This is a genomic window from Streptomyces sp. NPDC047108 (assembly GCF_040643575.1).
In the GTDB taxonomy this organism is placed as follows: Bacteria; Actinomycetota; Actinomycetes; order Streptomycetales; family Streptomycetaceae; genus Streptomyces.
Genome location: NZ_JBEYUP010000005.1, coordinates 260,407 through 279,649, shown reverse-complemented (window position 1 = coordinate 279,649; position 19,243 = coordinate 260,407). Strand labels below are relative to the sequence as shown.

General features: G+C 70.9%; 15 protein-coding genes. All 15 read left to right on the top strand.

The features are described 5' to 3' along the window. Nucleotides 1-187 precede the first annotated feature (187 nt). The 15 genes from ABZ822_RS14240 (at nucleotide 188) to ABZ822_RS14170 (ending at nucleotide 19,147) form a co-directional block, all read left to right on the top strand. Nucleotides 188-1,432, top strand: a complete 1,245-nt coding sequence (locus ABZ822_RS14240; protein WP_360852133.1) for an ATP-grasp domain-containing protein — start codon at nucleotides 188-190, stop codon at nucleotides 1,430-1,432. 36 nt (nucleotides 1,433-1,468) lie between these two features. Then, nucleotides 1,469-2,527 (top strand): LLM class flavin-dependent oxidoreductase, encoded by a 1,059-nt coding sequence (locus ABZ822_RS14235; protein ID WP_360852130.1) that lies wholly within the window; start codon nucleotides 1,469-1,471, stop codon nucleotides 2,525-2,527. Then, the gene (locus ABZ822_RS14230) at nucleotides 2,524-3,765 is read left to right on the top strand and encodes an ATP-grasp domain-containing protein (protein ID WP_360852127.1); all 1,242 of its coding nucleotides are present in this window, start codon (nucleotides 2,524-2,526) and stop codon (nucleotides 3,763-3,765) included. The genes ABZ822_RS14235 and ABZ822_RS14230 overlap by 4 nt, the downstream gene beginning before the upstream one ends. Nucleotides 3,766-3,768: 3 nt before the next feature. Further along, nucleotides 3,769-5,013, top strand: a complete 1,245-nt coding sequence (locus tag ABZ822_RS14225; RefSeq protein ID WP_360852124.1) for an ATP-grasp domain-containing protein — start codon at nucleotides 3,769-3,771, stop codon at nucleotides 5,011-5,013. Nucleotides 5,014-5,065: 52 nt separating this feature from the next. Further along, nucleotides 5,066-6,310, top strand: coding sequence for an MFS transporter (locus ABZ822_RS14220; protein WP_360852121.1), 1,245 nt, complete (start codon nucleotides 5,066-5,068; stop codon nucleotides 6,308-6,310). Between the two features lie 71 nt (nucleotides 6,311-6,381). Continuing rightward, a complete protein-coding gene (locus tag ABZ822_RS14215) occupies nucleotides 6,382-6,894 on the top strand; it encodes a flavin reductase family protein (RefSeq protein ID WP_360852118.1) in 513 nt (170 codons plus the stop codon). Between the two features lie 48 nt (nucleotides 6,895-6,942). Continuing rightward, entirely contained in the window at nucleotides 6,943-8,007 is a 1,065-nt protein-coding gene (gene hppD, locus ABZ822_RS14210; protein ID WP_360852115.1) for a 4-hydroxyphenylpyruvate dioxygenase, read from the top strand. Between the two features lie 55 nt (nucleotides 8,008-8,062). Further along, nucleotides 8,063-8,980 (top strand): phytanoyl-CoA dioxygenase family protein, encoded by a 918-nt coding sequence (locus ABZ822_RS14205; RefSeq protein WP_360852112.1) that lies wholly within the window; start codon nucleotides 8,063-8,065, stop codon nucleotides 8,978-8,980. Further along, nucleotides 8,980-9,915, top strand: coding sequence for a prephenate dehydrogenase (locus ABZ822_RS14200; RefSeq protein WP_360852109.1), 936 nt, complete (start codon nucleotides 8,980-8,982; stop codon nucleotides 9,913-9,915). The genes ABZ822_RS14205 and ABZ822_RS14200 overlap by 1 nt, the downstream gene beginning before the upstream one ends. Before the next feature lie 3 nt (nucleotides 9,916-9,918). Continuing rightward, nucleotides 9,919-11,244, top strand: coding sequence for a PLP-dependent aminotransferase family protein (locus tag ABZ822_RS14195; protein WP_360852108.1), 1,326 nt, complete (start codon nucleotides 9,919-9,921; stop codon nucleotides 11,242-11,244). A gap of 47 nt (nucleotides 11,245-11,291) precedes the next feature. Beyond that, a complete protein-coding gene (locus ABZ822_RS14190) occupies nucleotides 11,292-12,389 on the top strand; it encodes an alpha-hydroxy acid oxidase (RefSeq protein WP_360852105.1) in 1,098 nt (365 codons plus the stop codon). A gap of 94 nt (nucleotides 12,390-12,483) precedes the next feature. Beyond that, the gene (locus ABZ822_RS14185) at nucleotides 12,484-12,792 is read left to right on the top strand and encodes a YkvA family protein (protein WP_360852102.1); all 309 of its coding nucleotides are present in this window, start codon (nucleotides 12,484-12,486) and stop codon (nucleotides 12,790-12,792) included. Between the two features lie 295 nt (nucleotides 12,793-13,087). Further along, on the top strand, nucleotides 13,088-15,850 hold the full coding sequence (locus tag ABZ822_RS14180) for a LuxR C-terminal-related transcriptional regulator (protein WP_360852099.1): 2,763 nt from the start codon (nucleotides 13,088-13,090) through the stop codon (nucleotides 15,848-15,850). Between the two features lie 463 nt (nucleotides 15,851-16,313). Further along, nucleotides 16,314-17,834 (top strand): FAD/NAD(P)-binding protein, encoded by a 1,521-nt coding sequence (locus ABZ822_RS14175; protein WP_360852096.1) that lies wholly within the window; start codon nucleotides 16,314-16,316, stop codon nucleotides 17,832-17,834. Next, complete coding sequence (locus ABZ822_RS14170; RefSeq protein ID WP_360852093.1) at nucleotides 17,834-19,147, top strand: MFS transporter; 1,314 nt, start codon at nucleotides 17,834-17,836, stop codon at nucleotides 19,145-19,147. The genes ABZ822_RS14175 and ABZ822_RS14170 overlap by 1 nt, the downstream gene beginning before the upstream one ends. Nucleotides 19,148-19,243 lie beyond the last annotated feature (96 nt).

Below are 19,243 nucleotides of genomic sequence, written 5' to 3'. Positions count from 1 at the left end.
GGAAGCTGCCGGAATTCCGCCCGCCGGCTTCCGCGGACCACCGAGGGTGTGCGCGACATGTCGCGACCCGTTGTCCTCCACTCGTGCCCACGAACGATGGTGCATCCCGCCGTGCTGGGACCTGGTCGCGAGTTCTCTCTCCATGCGAACCATCGCCGAGCCCAGAGCTAGATTTCGAGGAATTTCTGTGTCTTATCGCGTCCTGGTGGTGCAGCCGGCGTTCTCCGCGAACGCCTATGTCGCTCATGCCCATTCCCTCGGTTGGGACGTCCTGGTGGCCTCCTACGAAGACGAGGGCCGCAGAGTCGCCGACGCCGTACGGTCTCAGGCCACGGAGATCATCACGGTGGACACCAATGACAGCGCCGCCCTGGAGGCCGCCGTCGTCCGAGCCCATCAGAAGAACGCCATTCATGCCGTTGTCGCCGGCGGCGAGTACTACGTACCGGCCGCCGCGCAGTTGTCCGCCCGTCTCGGTCTGCCCGGTCTGAACCCCGCCGCCGTCGACCAGGTCCGGCACAAGGCGAGAATGCGCGAGGCGGTGGCCGCGGCCGGCCTGGAGGTACCGAAGTTCACCGTGGTCCGCGGTCCGGCGGACGTCGACGACGCGTGTACGTACGTGGGCTTCCCCGCCGTCATCAAGCCGGTCGATTCCGGCGGCAGCGTCCATGTGTCGCGCGTCGACACCCCGGAGGAGGTGCGCGCGGCGGTGGCCGCGATGCACGCCGAGGAAGGGCTCGAGTTCGACCGGGCTCTGACCACCGACGCGATCCTCGAGCAGTACGTGCCCGGTACCGAGTACAGCGCCGACGGCTATGTCCGCGACGGCGAGGTGGTCGTCGTGGCGGTGACGCGCAAGCTGCTCGGTCCCGAGCCGCGCTTCCTGGAGCTCGGGCACCTCACGCCCGCCCCGCTCGACGAACCCACCCGCCATGAACTGGCCGCGTACGCCGTGGACGTCGTCAAGGCCGTGGGGATCACGACCGGGCCGTTCCACTGCGAGCTGCGCCTCAGCGAGGGTCGCCCGGTCCTCATGGAGGTCGCCGCGCGCCTGCCCGGTGACAAGATCACCGAGCTCATGGAAATGGCCACCGGCCTGGTGCTGCCGGGACGGGTCCTCGCGGACATCACCGGTACCGATCCGGTGAGTACGGGGGCGCACCGGGAGCCTGCCGCCAAGGCGGCCGGGATCCGCTTCCTGACGGCGGGCGGAGCCGGTTCGTACGCACGGCTCGACGGCTGGGAGGACTTGACGGCCGAGCCGTGGGTGGTGGCGAGCCACGTCCTCGTCCGGCCGGGCGCCGGGATCAAGACGGACGAGGCGGACTACAGCTGCCGGGTCGCCGCCGTCGTCTTCACGGCGGACTCCCCCGAAGAGGCCCACGAACGCTGGTCCGAGATCGGTGACCGCGTGCGCGTTCTCGGCGCCTGAATCCCCTCGGCGCCTGACACGGAAGGAACAACCCACATGAACGCTCTGCGCTTCCACTGGTGCTCGCCCCCCGACACGGGGCAGGCCACGCCGACGGACACGTACAAGATCGGCGCGCTCGGCATGGGTGAAGTCGTCGACTTCGTCCAGGAGGCCGAGGAACTCGGCGTCGACAGCCTGCTGTTCGGGATCTCGAACTACCTGCCCGATCCGCTCCCGGTGCTCGGTGCGCTCTCGCAGGTGACGGAGCGCGTCAAGTTCATGCTCGCCTACCGCCCCGGCCTGATGTCGCCGACCCTCTTCGCACAGGTCGTCAACACCCTGTCCTGGATGACCGACGGACGCATCTCCCTCAACATCGTCTCCGGGATCTCGCCCGCGGAGCAGGCCGGTTACGGCGACTTCCTCAGCCATGACGAGCGGTACGCGCGCTGCAACGAGTTCCTGGAGGTCATCCGTGGCCTGTGGGAAGGCGAGTCGCCGATGAGTTACGACGGGCAGCACTACACCGTCAAGGACGCGGCGTTGGGCCTCGGCCACAAGGGCGGCGGACGGCCCGAGATCTACATCAGCGGGGCGTCCGGTGTGGCCCAGCAGACCGCGCTGGCCTCCGGCGACTGCTGGCTGCGGTACGGAGACACCCCCGAGGGGCTCGCCGAGGCGACCCGGCCGCTCCTCGACGGCGGGTGCCGGGTGGGTACGCGGATGCACGTGCTGTCCCGGCCCACGCGCGAAGAGGCGGTGGCAGAGCTCGCGCAGCTGATGCGCAATCCGGACGAGGACCACACGGCGTGGATCCGCCAGTGGGTGAACACGACCGACTCCGAGGCGGTGAAGTCCTCGTACCGCCTGGCGGAGGGCGCGAAGGACGAGTGGCTGTCGCCCTTCATCTGGACCGGTGCCGTCGCCTACCGCGGCGGTCCGGCGCTGTGCATCGTCGGCAGCCATGAGGAAGTGGCCCGGTACGTCCACAGCTACAAGGCCGCGGGCATCAGCGAGTTCATCTTCTCCGGATGGCCGACCCGGAACGAGATGCGGAACTTCTTCACCCATGTGGTCCCCCTGATCCGGCGCCTCGAAGAGCAGGCGTCATGAGCGAGCACGGTGGCCGCGGCGAGCACGCTGACCGGGAGCTCCTCCTCGTCGGCGTCGGAACCATGGGCCGCCCGTACGTGGCGGCCGCCCGCCGGCTGGGCCTGCGCGTACGGGCCATCGAGGCGCAGGGCTGGGCCGGTGCGATCGAGGACCTGGTCGACGCCGTCGAGCCGAGCCAGGGCGCGTACGGCTCGCTGGACGAGCTGTGGGCCGAGACCGTCGACGCGGCCGTGCGGGCACACCGGCCGGACGGCGTCGTCGCGTTCACCGAATCGCACGTCCTGGGCGCGGCCATGGCCCAGGACCGCCTCGGTCTGCCCGGCCCGTCGCTCCAGGCAGCCGTGATCTCCCGGAACAAGGCGCTGCAGCGCGGCCGTTTCCGGGCGCATGCGATCGGCCAGCCCGAGTACGTCCTGACGAACGACCTGTCGGATGCGGCGGAGTGGGCCGGAGCCCGCCTTCCCGTGGTGGTGAAGCCGCTGTCGTCGGGCGGCAGCGACGGCGTCGAGCTCGTGGCCGATGCAGCCGCCTTCGCCGGTGCCGCGCTGCGGCGGGCCGCGGAGCGGCCGCTCCTGGTGGAGAGCGCGCTCGAAGGACCGGAGTACAGCTGGGAAGCGCTGGTCCGAGACGGAGAGGTCTGGTTCTCGAACCTCACCGCCAAGACCACCACGGGCCCGCCCCACTTCGTCGAGATCGCGCACCGGGTGGCGGCGCCCCTGCCGGCGCCGGACGCCGAACGCGTCGCTGAACTCGGCCGATCGGTCCTCTCGGCCATCGGGATGCGCACCGGAATCGTCCATCTGGAGTTCCGGATGACGAGTGCGGGGCCCGCGGTGATGGAGGTGGCGGTCCGCACACCCGGCGACTACATCATGGAGCTCTGCTCCCTGGCGTACGGGTTCGACTGGCACGAGACGGTGGTGCGGCTCGCCACCGGCGCCGAACTGCCGGCGCCGCCGCAGGGGCCGGTGCGGTACGCGGCCAGCCTGTTCGTGGTCTCCGATCCCGGCCTGGTGATCGCCACCGACGGGCTGGACGCCGTCCGGAGCCACCCGTCCGTCGTGGACGCCGCGGTCAAGGTGGCGGTCGGTGACACCGTCGGACGGACCTCCTCCTCCCTGCAGCGGACCGGGTACGCCGTGCTCGCCGCGGAATCGCCCCAAGAACTGGAAGACGCCATCGAGTTCACCCGGCAGACCCTGTCGATCAAGACGGTTGCCGCGGCGACGGAGGAGTGACCCGTGCACATTGTTGTCGTCAATCGCTGGCCGAGGTTCCCTGACGGAGACCGCTGGGACTTCTCACTCGGGCGCTTCGAGGAATTCATCGACCACGAGCGGCATCGCGTCAGTTACGTGGTCGACTCGGTCGGCGCCACCGGCGTTCTCGCGGACCCCTCGCAGATCGCCGGTCTCGTCGAGATCGGCGATGTCAACGATTTCGAGGCGCTCCGCGGAGCGGTCCGGAAGATCGCGGATCAGGTCGGTCCTGTCGATCGGCTCATCGCCGTGTCCGAGTTCACGCTCGGCATTGCGGCCGAGGTCCGCGCGGCACTGGATATTCCCGGTCCGCGTCCCGAGGACGTGGCGGTCTACCGCAACAAGCTGAGGATGAAGGAGTTGATCGCGGAGGCCGGCCTGCGCGTGCCCGCCTTCGACTCCTGCGACACCGCGGAATCCGCGGTGGCATTCGCCCGTGGGACCGGGTTTCCGCTGATCCTCAAGCCGGTGTCCGGGGCGGCGAGCATGGGAGTGCACCGCGTCGACGACGCATCCACGCTCACGACGCTGCTGAGCCGGATCGACCTCGCCGACTACGAACTCGAGGAGTTCATCGAGGGGACCATCCACCACGTGGACGGGTTCGCGGGCGAGGACGCGCAGATCCCGTTCATGGCGGTGTCCCGCTACATCAACGACTGCCTGGCCTTCGAGGCCGGAGGGCAGCCGTTGGGTTCGGTCGTCGTCCAGGCGTCCCCTTTGCGGAACCGTATCGAGGAGTACGCGCGGCAGTGCATCGCGGCTCTGGGCATGTCCTCGATGCCGTTCCACCTCGAACTCTTCGTCACTGCGGACGGAGACCTGGTCTTCCTGGAGATCGCGGGACGTATCGGCGGAGCCGAGGTGCCGTATCTCACGGAGAAGCTCTTCGGAGTCAACCTTTTCCAGCCCTGGTTGGAATCGCTCTGCGAGGGGCGGGCGACGCTTCCGCCCATGTCGGGGGATCCGTCGGGCGGTTGGCTGATCATTCCGAAACCGAAGGGACTGCCGGCGCGGGTCGTCTCGGTGACGTCGATGCGCGAGACCTTCGGGACCGTCTGGCGCGAGCTGGTGCCGAGCCCGGACGACGTCATGGATCCGGGTGGCAGCTACGACGCGGTGCACAGCGGGCGGTTCATCCTGATCGGGGACGAGGCGACCGTCGAGGAAGACATCCGGAAAATCATCGCCGGCTTCCATATCGAAACCGTTCCGGTGCCGGAGTGACACGTCTCGCGCCGAGCCGCGGCCGGCGGAGCACAAGGGAGCACCCCATCTCATGACCACGCCAACACGGCTGCACCGAAGGCTTTTCGCCTGCGGTGTCCTCCTTGGAATCGTCGCCGAGCAGATGATGCTGTTCGCGGCGCCTCTGCTCATCTTTCAGGACACCGAAGAAGTATCCGCCCTCGGATTCGCCTATGTCATCGAGTGGCTTCCGGCCCTGCTGGCCTATCCGTTCGCCGGACTCCTCGCCGACCGTGACGGCGGCGCACGGCTGTTCCGCTTCGTCAACGCCGGCCGGTCCGTCGTCCTGGTCGGCGCCCTCGTCGGCTGCCTGACCGCCCCGTCCCTGCTGACGCCGATCCTGATGACCACCGGGGCGCTGCTCTCCCTCCTGATGGCGCCGGTACGGATGTCCGTCGAGAAGGTCGTGCCGCAGCTGGCCACGGGCACGGAACTGGCGAAGGTCCAGGGCCTGGTCCAGAGCATGGAGGTGTCGGCGATGGCCGTCGGCCCCGCCCTCGCCATGCTGGGCGTGGCCTTCATCGACAAGATCTGGCTCCTGGGCGGCGCCTCGGCCATCTTCCTCGCGGCGGCGGTCTGCTGGCTGCCGCTGCCTCGCGGGCTGCGGTCGCTGAGCAGCGGCGGAGCGCGGGAGACGCTGGCCGAACTCCGCCTGGGCTGGTCACTCCTGGGACGCACCAGGCCGCTCGTCCTGCTGGCCGCCCTCAACTTCTCGATCAACCTGGTCTTCGCCACGGTGCTCAGTGCCAATGCCGCACTCGTCACCGGTGTGTTCCACGCCCCCGAGTCGACGTTCGCCCTGCTCAACATCTGCGTCGGTGTCCTGGGAATCATCAATCTCCTGGCGATCCCCTTCCTTCTCCGATACGTCGACGTGCGGATGCTCGGAGTCTTCGGCCTCGCTCTTCTCTGCGCCTGCCTGCTGCTCATCGGGTTCGCTTCCTCGATGCTCGTGTACGGCGTGGCCTTTGTGGCAGCGATGCTCGGCGTCACGTACTTCAACGTCTTCAACCGGACCCAGCGGGTCAAGGTCCTGCCGCAGGAGCATCTCGGCAAGGTGATGGGGCCGTTCTATCTGCTCAACATGCTGGCCCTGCCCCTCGCCGGCCTTCTCGTCGCCGGTTTCGGATCCACGGTGGGCCCGCAACGGCTGGTCGCCGTACTGGCGATAGCACTCACCGGATTCGGCGCGATCATGCTGCCCCTGACGGCACTTTCCTTCGGCCGTGCCATTGCCGCACGAGAGGCGACTCTCGTGGAAGCGAACGCGGGATAGCGGCCACAGTCATGACCAACAGTCAGTCCAGAATCCCCATACCAGCTGCTCCGAGGAGGAACGTCGTGGACGTGAGTTCTGCACGGTTCAGCGAACTCTTCGGCTCGTTCCCGACCCCCATCGCGATCGTCACGGCGACGAATGGAGACGGTGAACCGTACGGGTTCACCAGTAACGCCGTCTGCTCCGTTTCGGCGGCGACGCGGATGCTCCTCATCTGCGTGGGCAAGGGATCACGTACCTTGCCGGCGATCATGTCGTCGCAGGCGTTCGCCGTGAACTTCCTCTCCGCGTCCGGGCGGGCCGCCTCACAGGTCTTCGCGAGCAAGGCCACGGACAAGTTCGCGCACGTGGAATGGCAGCCCTCCGTCATCGCGGAGGGCGCGCCGCTGCTCCTCGACATCGCCCTGAGCTATGCGGAATGCAGGGTCGAGAAGGCGATCGAGGTGAGCGACCACTGGCTCTTCATCGCACGGGTGGAAGGCGCCGGAGTCTTCCCTCGCGAACCACTTCTCTACCGTCAGGGCGATTACGGCGTCTGGTCACTGCAGAAGGCCGGCAGGGAAGAACTGTCGACCCTCTAGAAGGCGCCGGCCGTCGCCTCTTGATAATTCAAAACAGAAAGGCATCGCATGGATATCGGAGCCGTAGACCATGTCGAGTTCTACGTCGGAGACGCCCAGCAGTCCGCATTCTACCTTTGCACCGCGTTCGGATTCCGCATCTGCGGTCAGGCCGGTCCTGAGACCGGGCAGGCCGAACACCGCTCTCTGCTCCTGCGGCAGGGCGGTATCGAGATCGTTCTCACCTCTGCCCTGAGTCCTACCCACCCGGCAGCGTCCTATGTCACGCAGCACGGTGACGGCGTCGCCAACATCGCGTTCGAAGTCACCGACGCGGCCAAGGCGTTCGCGACGGCGGTCGAGAAGGGGGCCGTCCCGGTCGAGCCGCCCGTCGTCCACAGCAAGGACGGCACCGAGGTCGTCACCGCCTCGGTGCTCGGCTTCGGGGACGTGGCGCACCGGTTCGTCCAGCGGACGGGAGACCGCGAGCAGTTCCTGCCCGGGGTGATGGACATCTTCGCCCCGGACCCCGACGAGGGTGAGCACCTCCTCAGCACTGTCGACCACGCGGCGATCTGCCTGCCCGCGGGCCAACTCGGTCCCACGGTCGCGTTCTACGAGAAGGTCTTCGGCTTCTCCCAGATCTTCGAGGAGTTCATCGAGGTCGGCAGCCAGGCCATGGATTCCAAGGTGGTGCAGAGTCCTTCCGGCCAGGTCACGTTCACGCTGATCGAGCCGGTCACCGACCGCGAGCCCGGCCAGATCGACGCCTTCCTGGCCCGACACGGCGGCGCCGGAGTGCAGCACCTGGCCCTGCTGTGCGACGACATCGTGGGCGCCGTTCAGACCCTGGAGAACCGGGGCGTCAAGTTCCTGCAGACGCCGGGCTCTTACTACGACCAGCTCCAGGAACGCTTCGCCCGCCCGAACCTCCAGGTCGAGGACCTGCGCCGGACGAATGTCCTGATCGACGAGGACCACTGGGGCCAGGTGTTCCAGATCTTCACCCAGTCCCAGCACGTACGGAAGACCTTCTTCTGGGAGGTCATCGACCGGCACGGCGCCCGCACCTTCGGCAGCGGCAACATCAAGGCGCTCTACGAGGCGGTTTCGCGGGAGAAGGCCGCCTCCTGACCCCGGGTGTCCTGCGCATCCCGCTTATCGACCCCACGTACTGATGAGGAAGACCATGACCGTTCAGGACGCTCTGACCTTCACCCTGACCGACGAGGAACTCGGCCTCCTCCCGTCCGACGAGGACGTCGCCTTCTACGCCGAGCACGGCTGGTACCTGTCGAAGAAGCTCTTCACCGACGAGGAGGCGGAGCAGCTGGAGGCCGCCAGCGAGCGCTTCTACGCCGGCCATCGTGACCGGACGCTGCCGGTCCGGCCGCCCAAGCTGGCGTACTGGGAGCCGGAGCACGGTCCCGTTCAGCGGCACAACGACTACATCCACTACGAGGACGACACCATCGGCCGCATCCTGCGCAAGCCGCTGCTGGGCGCCGTGGCGGCACGGCTCGCCCAGGCCGAGCAGATACGGGTGTTCCAGTCGACCCTCATCTACAAGCCCCCGGTGGCGCAGGAGCAGTCGAACATCGTGCCCTGGCACTTCGACCGGCACTACTGGGCCAACTCCACCTCCGAGCGCATGCTGACGGCGTTCATCCCCTTCCACGACTGCAGTGAGGAGATGGGCACGATCACGATGGTCGACGGCAGCCACCTGTGGAAGGAGACGGCCGAGAACGACAGCACCTCGCTCCACTTCGCCGAGCGCGACCGCAGCGAGCTGGACACGATGCTCGAAGAGAACGCGGCCTTCAACGGGGTCGAGGTCCGCAAGATCCCGGTCTTCATCCCGAAGGGGCACGTGAACTTCCACCACTGCCGTACGTACCACGGCAGCGGTGCCAACGTCAGTGACCGTCCGCGCCGGGCCATCTCGTTCCACCTGCAGGACGGCGAGAACCGGTACCGCGAGTTCCGGCGCTCGGACGGCACCCAGGTCACCTACAACCACGACGTGCTCGTCCGGCGCACCGCCGACGGCACGCCGGACTACAGCGACCCCGAGTTCCTCCCCCTGCTGTGGAGCAACCACTGATGCAGAGTGCCGCAGTGGTCGGAACCGGCCTGATCGGTACATCGATCGCCCTGGCCCTTCGGGGCCGGGGCGTGACCACCTACCTGATCGACACGGACCCGGAAGCCGCGCGTGTGGCCGCCGGACTCGGGGCGGGTATCGCGGAACGGCCCCGTGAACCGGTCGAACTGGCCGTCATCGCGGTGCCGCCGCAGCACGTCGCGGCGGCGCTCAAGGAGCATCAGCTGCAGGAGCTCGCGCATGACTTCACGGATGCGGCGAGCGTCAAGGAACGGCCCCAGCGGGAAGCGGCGCAGGCCGGCTGCGACCTGACGCGCTTCGTCGGCGGGCACCCCATGGGCGGCCGTGAGCAGTCCGGGCCGCTGGCGGCGAGGGACGACCTGTTCCAGGGACGGCCCTGGGTGCTCACCCCCTCGTCGCAGACGCGGGAACAGACCGTCGAACGGGCGGAGGAGCTGGCCGAGTTGTGCGGCGCCCGGCCGGTCGTGATGGCCCATGCGGAGCACGACCGGGCGGTCGCGCTCACCTCCCACACCCCTCATCTCGTATCGAGCCTGCTCGCCGCCCGTCTGCTGCACGGCGACGCGTCCCAGCTGGCGCTAGCGGGACAAGGACTCCAGGACGTGACCCGCCTCGCCGGAGGAAGCGTCGAGCTGTGGACCGACATCCTCGGCTCGAACGCCGTGGCCGTCGCCGGGATCCTCGCGGAGTTCGCACACGACGTGCACCGGATGGCAGACGCCCTTTCGGCGCTGGGCACCGCCCGGGAGCCGGAGCAGCGGCGTGTCCCCAGGGAACTGCTCTCATCGGCCCTGCTCCGCGGCGTACAGGGCCGGGCCCGCATCCCCGTACGCAGCACAGGCGGAAGCGCGGGCGGACTCGGCCTGAGCACGGCCACGGCCACGGCCTACGCGACCGCACCGAGAGGAGCATGAACGGTGACCCAGGCAGCCCCGCCGCTCCCGCAGGCCCTGTCCCTCGCCGATCTGCACGGATCGCTCAGTGACCCGGTCCTCGACGCGATGAACTTCCTCAACGAGGTCGTCGGCCGTTTCCCGGACGCCGTCTCCTTCGCGCCCGGCCGGCCGGCCGAAGGCGAATTCGAACCGGAGGATCTCGCACGTCATCTGCTCACCTACACCACGTACTTGGAGAAGGAACGCGGCTGGTCGCGCGAGCGCGTGAGAACCCAGCTGTTCCAGTACGGCCGTACCAACGGGATCATCCAGGAGCTGATCGCCAGGACGGTCGCGAACGACGAGGGCATCCAGGTCCCGCCGGAAGCGATCGTGGTGACGACCGGCTGCCAGGAGGCCATGCTCCTCACCCTGCGCGCGCTCGTCGCCCGGCCCGAGGACACCCTGCTGGTCAGCTCGCCGGCGTACGTGGGCATCACCGGTGTGGCCCGGCTCCTCGGCATCCGGGTGCGCCCCGTGCCGGAAGGACCCGACGGGCCCGACCCGGAAGCCGTGCTCGCGGCGGTCCGCGCCGGGAGGGAGGCCGGTGAACGCCCTCGCGCCTTCTACGTGGTCCCGGACTTCGCCAATCCGTCAGGGGCGAGCATGAGCCTCGCGGCCCGGGAGCGTCTGCTGGAGGTCGCCGCGGACGAGGATCTGCTCGTCCTGGAGGACGACCCGTACGGCTTCTTCGTCCGGTCCGGACCGGCCCGCCCGACTCTCAAGGCTCTCGACCGCGGCCGACGCGTCGTGCATCTGGGGTCGTTCGCCAAGACGGCGCTGCCCGGAGCCCGCGTGGGCTACGTCATCGCCGACCAGGAGGTCACCGGTCCGGACGGCCGCCGCTCCCTGCTCGCGGACGAGCTGTCGAAGATCAAGAGCATGACCACGGTGAACACCTCGGCCGTGAGCCAGGCCGTCATCGGCGGACTGCTCGTCGGATGCGACTGCCGCCTCCGCGAGGCGAACTCCCGGGCCATCGCGTACTACCGCACGAACATGGACACGCTGCTCGACGCGCTGGAGCGGCACTTCCCCGCGCAGCGCCGGGCCGAGCTCGGGATCTCCTGGAACCGTCCGGACGGTGGCTTCTTCGTCGTCGTCGACGTCCCCTTCGCCGCCGACCACACGGCCCTGGAGCTCTCCGCACGCTCCTTCGGTGTGCTGTGGACCCCGATGGGCGACTTCCATCTCGACGGCGGCGGCACCCACCAGCTGCGTCTCTCGTGCAGCTCCCAGAGCCCGGACGTGATCGCCGAGGGCATCGCGAGGCTGGCCGCCTTCATCACCGCGCAGATCCCCGCCTAGGTGCGGGTGACCGCACTCTTCACCGTACGGAGAACGGAGACCATGAGGTGCTGACGCTGCACACGTACGAGGCAGCGGCCAAGGAGCGGTTGCCGGGACCGGTGTGGGACTTCTTCGCCGGGGGCAGCGGCACCGAGTCGATGCTGACGGCGGGGCGAGAAGCCCTGGACCGCCTGCGGTTGCGGCCGCGTTGCCTGGTCGACGTCTCCCGCTGCGACCCCCGCACGGACCTGCTGGGCGCGGAGCTGGCGGCTCCGTTGGGCATCGCTCCCATGGCCTACCACCAGCTCGCCCACCCGGAGGGCGAGGTGGCGACGGCGCGTGCCGCGGGCGACGTCGGCGCTCTGCTCACCGTCAGCATGTTCGCGAGCCGCACGCTCGAGGACATCGCGGCCGCGGCGAGTGGCCCCTTGTGGCTTCAGCTCTACTGGCTCAAGCGCCGCGATCTGATGACGGAGCTGATCCGCCGGGCCGAGTCCGCCGGCTACCGGGCGCTGGTGCTGACGGTCGACGCACCGAGGGTCGCGTTCCGCCCGCGGGACGCCGTCAACGGGTTCTCCATTCCTCCCGGCATACGCGCGGTCAACCTGTCTCCGGAGGTCATGGCTGCTTCCCACGGGAGCCGGGACGGGGAATCGGCCATCGCACGCCACTCGATGGAGCAGTTCGACGCCTCCATCACCTGGGAGGACCTGGCCTGGCTGCGGGAAGTGACATCCCTGCCGGTGGTGCTGAAGGGCGTCCTCACCGGAGAGGACGCCGAACTGGCCGTGAAGCACGGTGTGTCTGCAGTGATCGTCTCCAACCACGGCGGCCGGCAGCTCGACTTCTCCAGGAGCGCTCCGGAGTGCCTTCCGGAGATCGTGGATGCCGTGAACGGACGGTGCCCGGTCGTTCTCGACGGGGCGATCCGGCACGGTGCCGACATCGTCAAGGCCCTGTGCCTGGGCGCGGACGCGGTCATGACGGGGCGTCCGGCTCTCTGGGGTCTCGCGCATTCGGGTGCCGAGGGGGTCGCCGGGGTCCTGCGCCTGCTCATCGACGGGCTCGAGGAGGCCATGGCCCTGATGGGCGCGCCGACGGTCGCCGATTTCGGGCGGACCGGAGTCTCCTATCCGCTGTGTGGCCACGCTTCTCCCCGCTGACGTCCCGGGCCGATCGGCGCGTGACCGCGGGCAGCCCCGATCCGGACACGGGTGTCGCACGACTCCGGGAGCCGTGACGGGGTAGGAAGGAAGCGTGGACAGTGCCGGGTGGATCGTCGTGGCCGTGGTCCTCGCGCTCGTGGCGGCGGGGTGCGCGGTCGTGCTGCTCGTACGCCTCTTCCGGGCGCGGAAACTGCTGCAGGACGCCGGCGTTCCGCTGCCGCCCAAGGCTCTGTTCTGGACGGCGGTCGTCTACACGATCTCCCCGGTCGACCTCATCCCGGACCCGGTCTACCTGGACGACATCGGAGTGCTCCTGCTCGCCCTGCGCGCACTCCACTCCGCGGCCGCCGCCGGGCAGGCCCGGCGGGGGGACACCGCGGCGGACATGGCGCGGCGCTGACGGCGAGCGTCGCACCCACCCGCGGCGCCGCCGCGGGCATCGGCTTTGCCGTTCGAAGATTTACTTGCCGGTATCGCGCCGGGCAAGATACGTCTGTGATCCAGGGCGTGACCAGCCGATCGGGTCACCAACTCGTCTGTGCAGACGCGTTGACCGCCTTGGAATCGTCGGTAGCCGTGGGGAATGGCTGCGCTGTGCTGAATGTGTGTTTCCGTGCGCCCGCAGGGGCGCGTCGACATGATGTGGGACGTCCAGGACGCATCGCCCTGTCCCGGGACTCCGCCGAGCCCTCCCCGTGAGCGCGGCCGACGACGAGCGGTGGCTGACGCGGGCCCTCGCCCAACTCGCCTCGGCGGACACCGCGCTCTTCCTCGTCGAAGGTGTGGCCGGTGCGGGGAAGAGCCGGCTGGTCGACCGGGTGCTCGCCCGCGCCGGGACGCACGGCACCGCGGAGCGGCGGACCGTGGTGCTGACGGCGGCCGGGGGCCGGTTGCTGCGGGGGCGCTCACAGGATTCCGCGCCCGTCCGAACCCAACTCCCCGCTCTCGTCCGCTCGTCCGGTCCCGTGCTCCTCGTCGTCGAGGACGTCCATCACGCCGATCCCCGGTGGCTGCACCAGCTTCGGCGCCTGCTGGAGGATCCCCCTCCCGGACTGGTCTGCCTGCTCACCTACCGGCCGGAGGAACTGCCCGCGCTCGGGCTCGTGCTCGGGCGCACCCTGCACCTTCCCGCGCGTCTCCACGTCCAGCGGCTGCGGCTCGCGCCGCTGAGCCCGGCAGAGGTGGGCCAGGTGGCCGCGGCCCTGCTGGGGGAGGGCCGCTGCCTGCCCGAGGTGGTGTCCGCCCTGCACCTGCGCGCGGCCGGCAACCCCCAGGTGGTGGTGGACCTGGTGCGCGCGCTGACCGGCGCCGCGGGGCACGGGGACGGGGAGGTGCGCGTCGAGGACGTCCGTGCAGCGGGTGCTCCCGCCCGGCTGGCCCAACTGGTGCTCGGCAGGGAGGAGGCGCTGGCCGACGGACACCGTCCCGTGGTGCGGGCGGCGGCCGTACTCGGCGCCACCGCCCTCGCGACCGAGCCTCCCTCCGGCGCCGCGTCGGCGACCGTGGCCGAACTGGCCGCCGTGGCAGGGCTCGACGACGAGGACGGACGGCCGGCGGTGGTCGCCGCCCTGGAGGACGCCGTCCTGTCGGAGTGCGAACAGGCCCGGTACGGGTTCCGGATCCCGCTGGCGAGTCTCGCCGTCTACGACGAGATGCCGGGCCCCGTACGCCAGGCGCTGCACCGTCGCGCCGCCGACGTCCTCGCCCGCCGGCGCCCGGTGCCCTGGCGCGACGTGGCCGCGCACCGGCTGTCCGGCGGGCAGACGCGCCACTGGCTGCGGGCCGTCGCGCGGGCCGCGCTCGGGCACGTCCGCTGCGGCGAACACGAGGCGGCGGCCCGCCTGTTGGAGGAGACGCTGGCGTCCCCGGACGCCCGCACCGAGGCACGCGTACGCCTCGGCCCGCTGCTCGCCCGCAGCGCCGCCTGGACCTCGGGAACCGACCGGACCGTCGGCCTGCTCGCGGAGATCGCCGACGAGGAGGCGATGGACGAGGACGCGCGCGCGGAAGTCCGCCTCCATCTGGGCCTCCTGCTCCACGGCCGGCGGGGGCCCGGCGAACGGGCGCGCCAGGAACTGCGGGCCGTGGCGGACCGCGTGCGGACGCAACCCGCGGCCGCCGCGCGCGCGATGTCCGAACTCGCGAAGACGCACTGGCCGGGTGCGCCGCTGCCGGAGAATCTGCGCCGGCTGCGGCAGGCGGAAGCGGCTGCCGACGCCGGCGGGGATCCCTGCGCGCGAGCGGCGGTCGCGGCCGACCGGGTGGCGGTGCTGATGAGCGTCGGCGACCCCGGCGCCTACCGGCTGGCCGATCAACTGGCCGACGACGCGGGCACTCCGGCGTCCCAGGGGCACGCCGCCCGCGGGCTGTGCGAAGCGGCCTACACCGCGATGTGGCTGGGCCACGACACCCGTGCCGGGCGGCTCCTGCGCGCGGGAACCGACCGAGCCGTACGGTACGGGGCCCGCTGCCTGGAGCGCGCCGGGCAGGGCACCTCCCTTCTCCTGGACTGGACGTCGGGGCGCTGGACGAACCTGACCGAGCGCTGCCGGGCGACGCTCCACGACGGTCACCCCCAGGCGGGCCCCGCCGCCCGCGTGGTGCTGGGCCTGCTCGCCCTCGCACGGGGAGAACGCGGGGACGCCGCGGCCTGGCTGGCCCCCGACCGTATGCCGCCACCGGACCGGGGACCGGTCCCGCTGCTGTCGGCGGCCGCGGCCGCCCGCGTACGGCTCGCCCTGGCCGATGCCGACAGCGCGGGCGCGGTGGCCGAAAGCGTCGTGGCCTGGGCCGCGCTGCGCGAGAAGGGCGTGTGGGCCTGGGCGTCCGACCTCGCCCCCTGGGCGGTGCGGGCGATGGCCGGAGCGGGACAGCGGGAGCCCGCGGCGGAGATGACCGCCGAACTGGCCGCCTTCGCGGAAGAGGCAGGGGCGTGGGCGGCGCCGGCTGCGGCCGCGGCATCGCTGTGGTGCCGGGGCATCCTCGCGGAGACGCGTGACGAGCCGGGCGAGGCCGCCGCCGCCTACCAGGAGGCGAGTGCCGCGTACGGGCGGCTGCCCCGCCCGTACGACGCGGCGCTCACGCTGGAGGCCGCGGGGCGCTGCGCCCTGGCCGCCGCACCGGGCGACGCCGGTACCGCGGTGCGCGAACTCGCGGCGTGCGCCGAGCGGTTCCAGGACCTGGGCGCCGTACGGGACGCCACGCGGGTCCGTGCCGTGCTGCGCGAGCACCGGGGCGGGGAGCCGCACCGCTCTCCCGGACGGCCGAGTTACGGGACCCGGCTCTCGCCGCGCGAGGAGGAGGTCTCCGCGCTGGCCGCGACCGGGATGCGGAACAAGGAGATCGCGGCCACGCTCCATCTCTCGGCGCGGACCGTCGAGCAGCATGTCTCGCAGGCCATGCGCAAGCTCGGTGTGTCGTCCCGAAGGGACCTGGCCGGGCCGCGCATCCGTGAATAAGACCGATGTTTAACCCGTATCCGTAAGCCGCCGAATCCGGACGTCGGTGGGGATTCGGGGGCATACAGTCTGTTCGCCGGACTGCTGAGCGCCCGGACGTCGACCGGACGATCCGGACGGCCGCGCGCTCGGCCGGCCGGTGCCCGTACACGGCTCCCGGGGGGAGAGCCGACCGGATGTCCGCCTCTCCGCATGGCTGGTCATCCGATCCACGTGTGCGGAGTCCCCTCCGGGGGCGGCGTGCTCCGACCCCCTGCACCGCCGCGCCCGGGGAACGCCCGTCCACGGATGCGCGGGGCACCGGCCCGCTCGCACCGGCCCGCTCGCACCGGTTCGACCGACCGGCGCGGCGCCGCGTGTCCACGACCGGACCCGTACGGATCCGCGGCGCACGGCCACCCTGCCGTCGTCGCGGGACCGCCACGCCCCTTGTGCATCGTGCACCACACGCCGGAGACCAACGATGACCTCACACCATTCCATTGCCGTGATCGGCGGCGGCGCCGCCGGGACCGCGTTCCTGGCCGCGTATGCCCGCGAACTGTCCGCCGACGGCACGGCCTTACCCGCGGACGTCCACGTCTTTGAACCGACCGACCGCTTCGGGCCCGGTGTCGCCTACGCACGCGACACCCTGGCGGCGCTGCTGAACCGCCCGATGTCCGCGATGTCCGTCGACCACAACGACCCGGGCCACTTCCGCCGCTGGCTGCACCGTTCGGCGCCCCGAAGACACACCGTCGTCCTGCCGACGCCCCGCGAAGCGACCTCGGTGTTCGCTCCTCGCGCCGCCTTCGGCAACTACCTGGAAGGCGTGTTCCAGCACGCCTGCGGCGATCTCGAGGCCCTCGGCGCCCGCGTGACGACCGTGCGCGACGCGGTCCTCGACGTCACCGAGGAGAACGGGGAGTACACCGTCACGACCGCGGGCGGAGGCCGCTTCACCACCGGCAGCGTCGTCCTCGCGGTGGGGTCGCTGCCCCCGGCCGACGTCTTCGGACTGGGCGGCGCCCCCGGATTCGTCGCCCAGCCCTACCCCTTGGCGCGGTCGTTGCGGCGCGTGGACCGGGCGGACGAGGTGCTGGTGCTCGGCTGCGGGCTCACGGCCATCGACTGCGCGCTCGTCCTCAGCGAACAGGGCAGGCGCGTCACCCTGGCCTCCCGCTCAGGTTTCGTCCCGGACGTACGGGCCGAGGCCACGGCCCGCTGGGACGACTCCGAGCACGCCTTCGGAGCGCACGAACTGGCCTCGTCCGGCACGGTGCGGCTGGCCGAGATCTACGCCCTGATCGACACCTGCCTCCGCGAGCGGGGCACCAGCCTGAGGCACGCGATCCGGCCCTACGCGGAGCGTCTGCCCGTCGCGGATCTGCTGCGCTCCCGGCTCGCCGACCTCGGACCCGTCGGGCTGCTGCAGCGCTGCGTCACGGGCATGACCCCCGCGTACTCCGCGCTCTGGCGGGCCCTGCCGCCCGAGGACCAGCGGACCTTTCTCCGCCGGCACAACCGGGTCTTCTCGTGCGTACGCAATCCCATGCCCCCGGAGAACGCCCGGAAGCTGATACGCCTCGCGGACGCCGGGAGCCTGGACTTCCGGCGCGGCATCACCGCGGTACGTGAGGAGGCGGGGGGCGGCTTCACCGCGGTGTTCTCCGACGGCCGTTCGGCCCGCTACGGAGGCGTGGTCAACGCCGTCGGCCGGACGCTCGACGTCACCACCGCTCCCGAAGGATCGCTTCTGCGCGCGCTGTCGCGCCGTTCCCTGGTGGCGCCGCACCCGGCCGGAGGCGTCCAGGTGGAACCGGCGACCAACCGCGCGCTCCGCCCGGACGGTTCGCCGCACACCGGCTTCCATGTCGTCGGCGACCTCTCCTCGGGGGTGCACTTCCACTCCAGTTCCATGGAGTACGTGGCCCGGCAGGCGGCGCGGGTCGCCCGGCACACCGTGAACGCCTCCGGCCGCTACGCCCTGCAGGCCGTCTGATGAGCACCCGTACCGGACTCTCCCGCGGGCTGACCCTGTGCCTGATGTCGCTGGTGTGCGTGCCGCAGCTCGCGCTCGCGGCCTTCGTCCCCGCCATTCCGGCGATCAGTGAGCACTTCGGGGCGGGCGAGTCCGATCTCAGCCGCTCGATGGTCGATTACATGACCGCGTATGCGGCGTCCATGATCCTCACCGGTCATCTGGCGGACCGGTACGGACCGAAGCGGACCCAACTGGCCGCTCTCGCCCTGTTCGCCGGCGCATCGGCCCTCTGCCTGCTGGCCGGAAGTGTCGCCGTCTTCATCGCCGGCCGGGTCCTCCAGGCGCTCGGCGCGGGCGCGGGCACGGTCATCGCCCGGCTCTGGGTGCGACGCGAACTGCCCGCGCGGGAACGGCTGAACGTGCTCACCGCGCTGACCACGGTGATCGCGGTGACGCCCGCGGTCTCCCCGCCACTCGCCGGTCTGCTGGTGCAGTACACGTCGTGGCGGTCGCTGTTCGCCTGCATGACGGCGCTGGGCGTGGCCACACTCGTCGGGGCGTTCTTCCTGCTGCCCTCGGCGGGATCCGGCGGCGGCACGCCTGCCCCTGCCGGGCGGAACGCCGCCCGGCAGGCGACCGGCGGACCGCTCACCTCCGGCAGACCGCCCTCCGGTGGACCGCTCGCCGCGTACAGGACCATCCTGGCCGACCGGGACTTCACGGTGTTCGCGGTCACGATCAGCCTCGCCTGGTGCGTGTACTTCACCTTCACCACGTACTCCAGCCACGCCATCCAGGTCGGACTCGGCGCCTCGCCGGTGGAGTACGGGGCGCTCTACACCGTGGTGATCGTGGGTTACGTCGTCGGCAGCACGGTCGCCAAGCGCCTGGGACGGACCCGGTCGCTGGAGTGGATCGCCCGTCTCGCGGCCGTGACGGCTGCTGGTGCGGCGCTGGCCATGACGGTCGGCGTGCGGGTGTGGCCGTCCGACCCGCTCAGCCTCGTCGTGCCCATGGGGCTCTGCATGGTGGGGGTCGGGGCGATGTTCCCCACGTGCCAGGCCGGGATGATGCGCTACCGCGGCGAGCACGCGGGTGCCGCCTCGGGGCTGTTCTTCGCCCTCCAGATGGCCTCGGGCGCCGTGTACGCGGGGGTGACCGGATGGGGCGGCGATCCCGGGTACCAGGGGCTCGCGGTGGCCGTCGCCGTGCCCGCATTCGTCCTGTTGGCGTTCTGCGTCCTCGTCGTGCGCCCCGCCCGGGAGGCGCCCGCCGCACCGGCGGCGGAGGCGCCCGCGGAGTCCGCCCGCGGCGTATCGGTCCGGGGATGAGCGACGTCCCCAGCGGCGACAGATGACGAAGCGGCTGCCCGCCGGTCCTCCCTGAGGCAGCGGGCGGCCGCGACACCTGCGTCGGGGGCGGGCCCC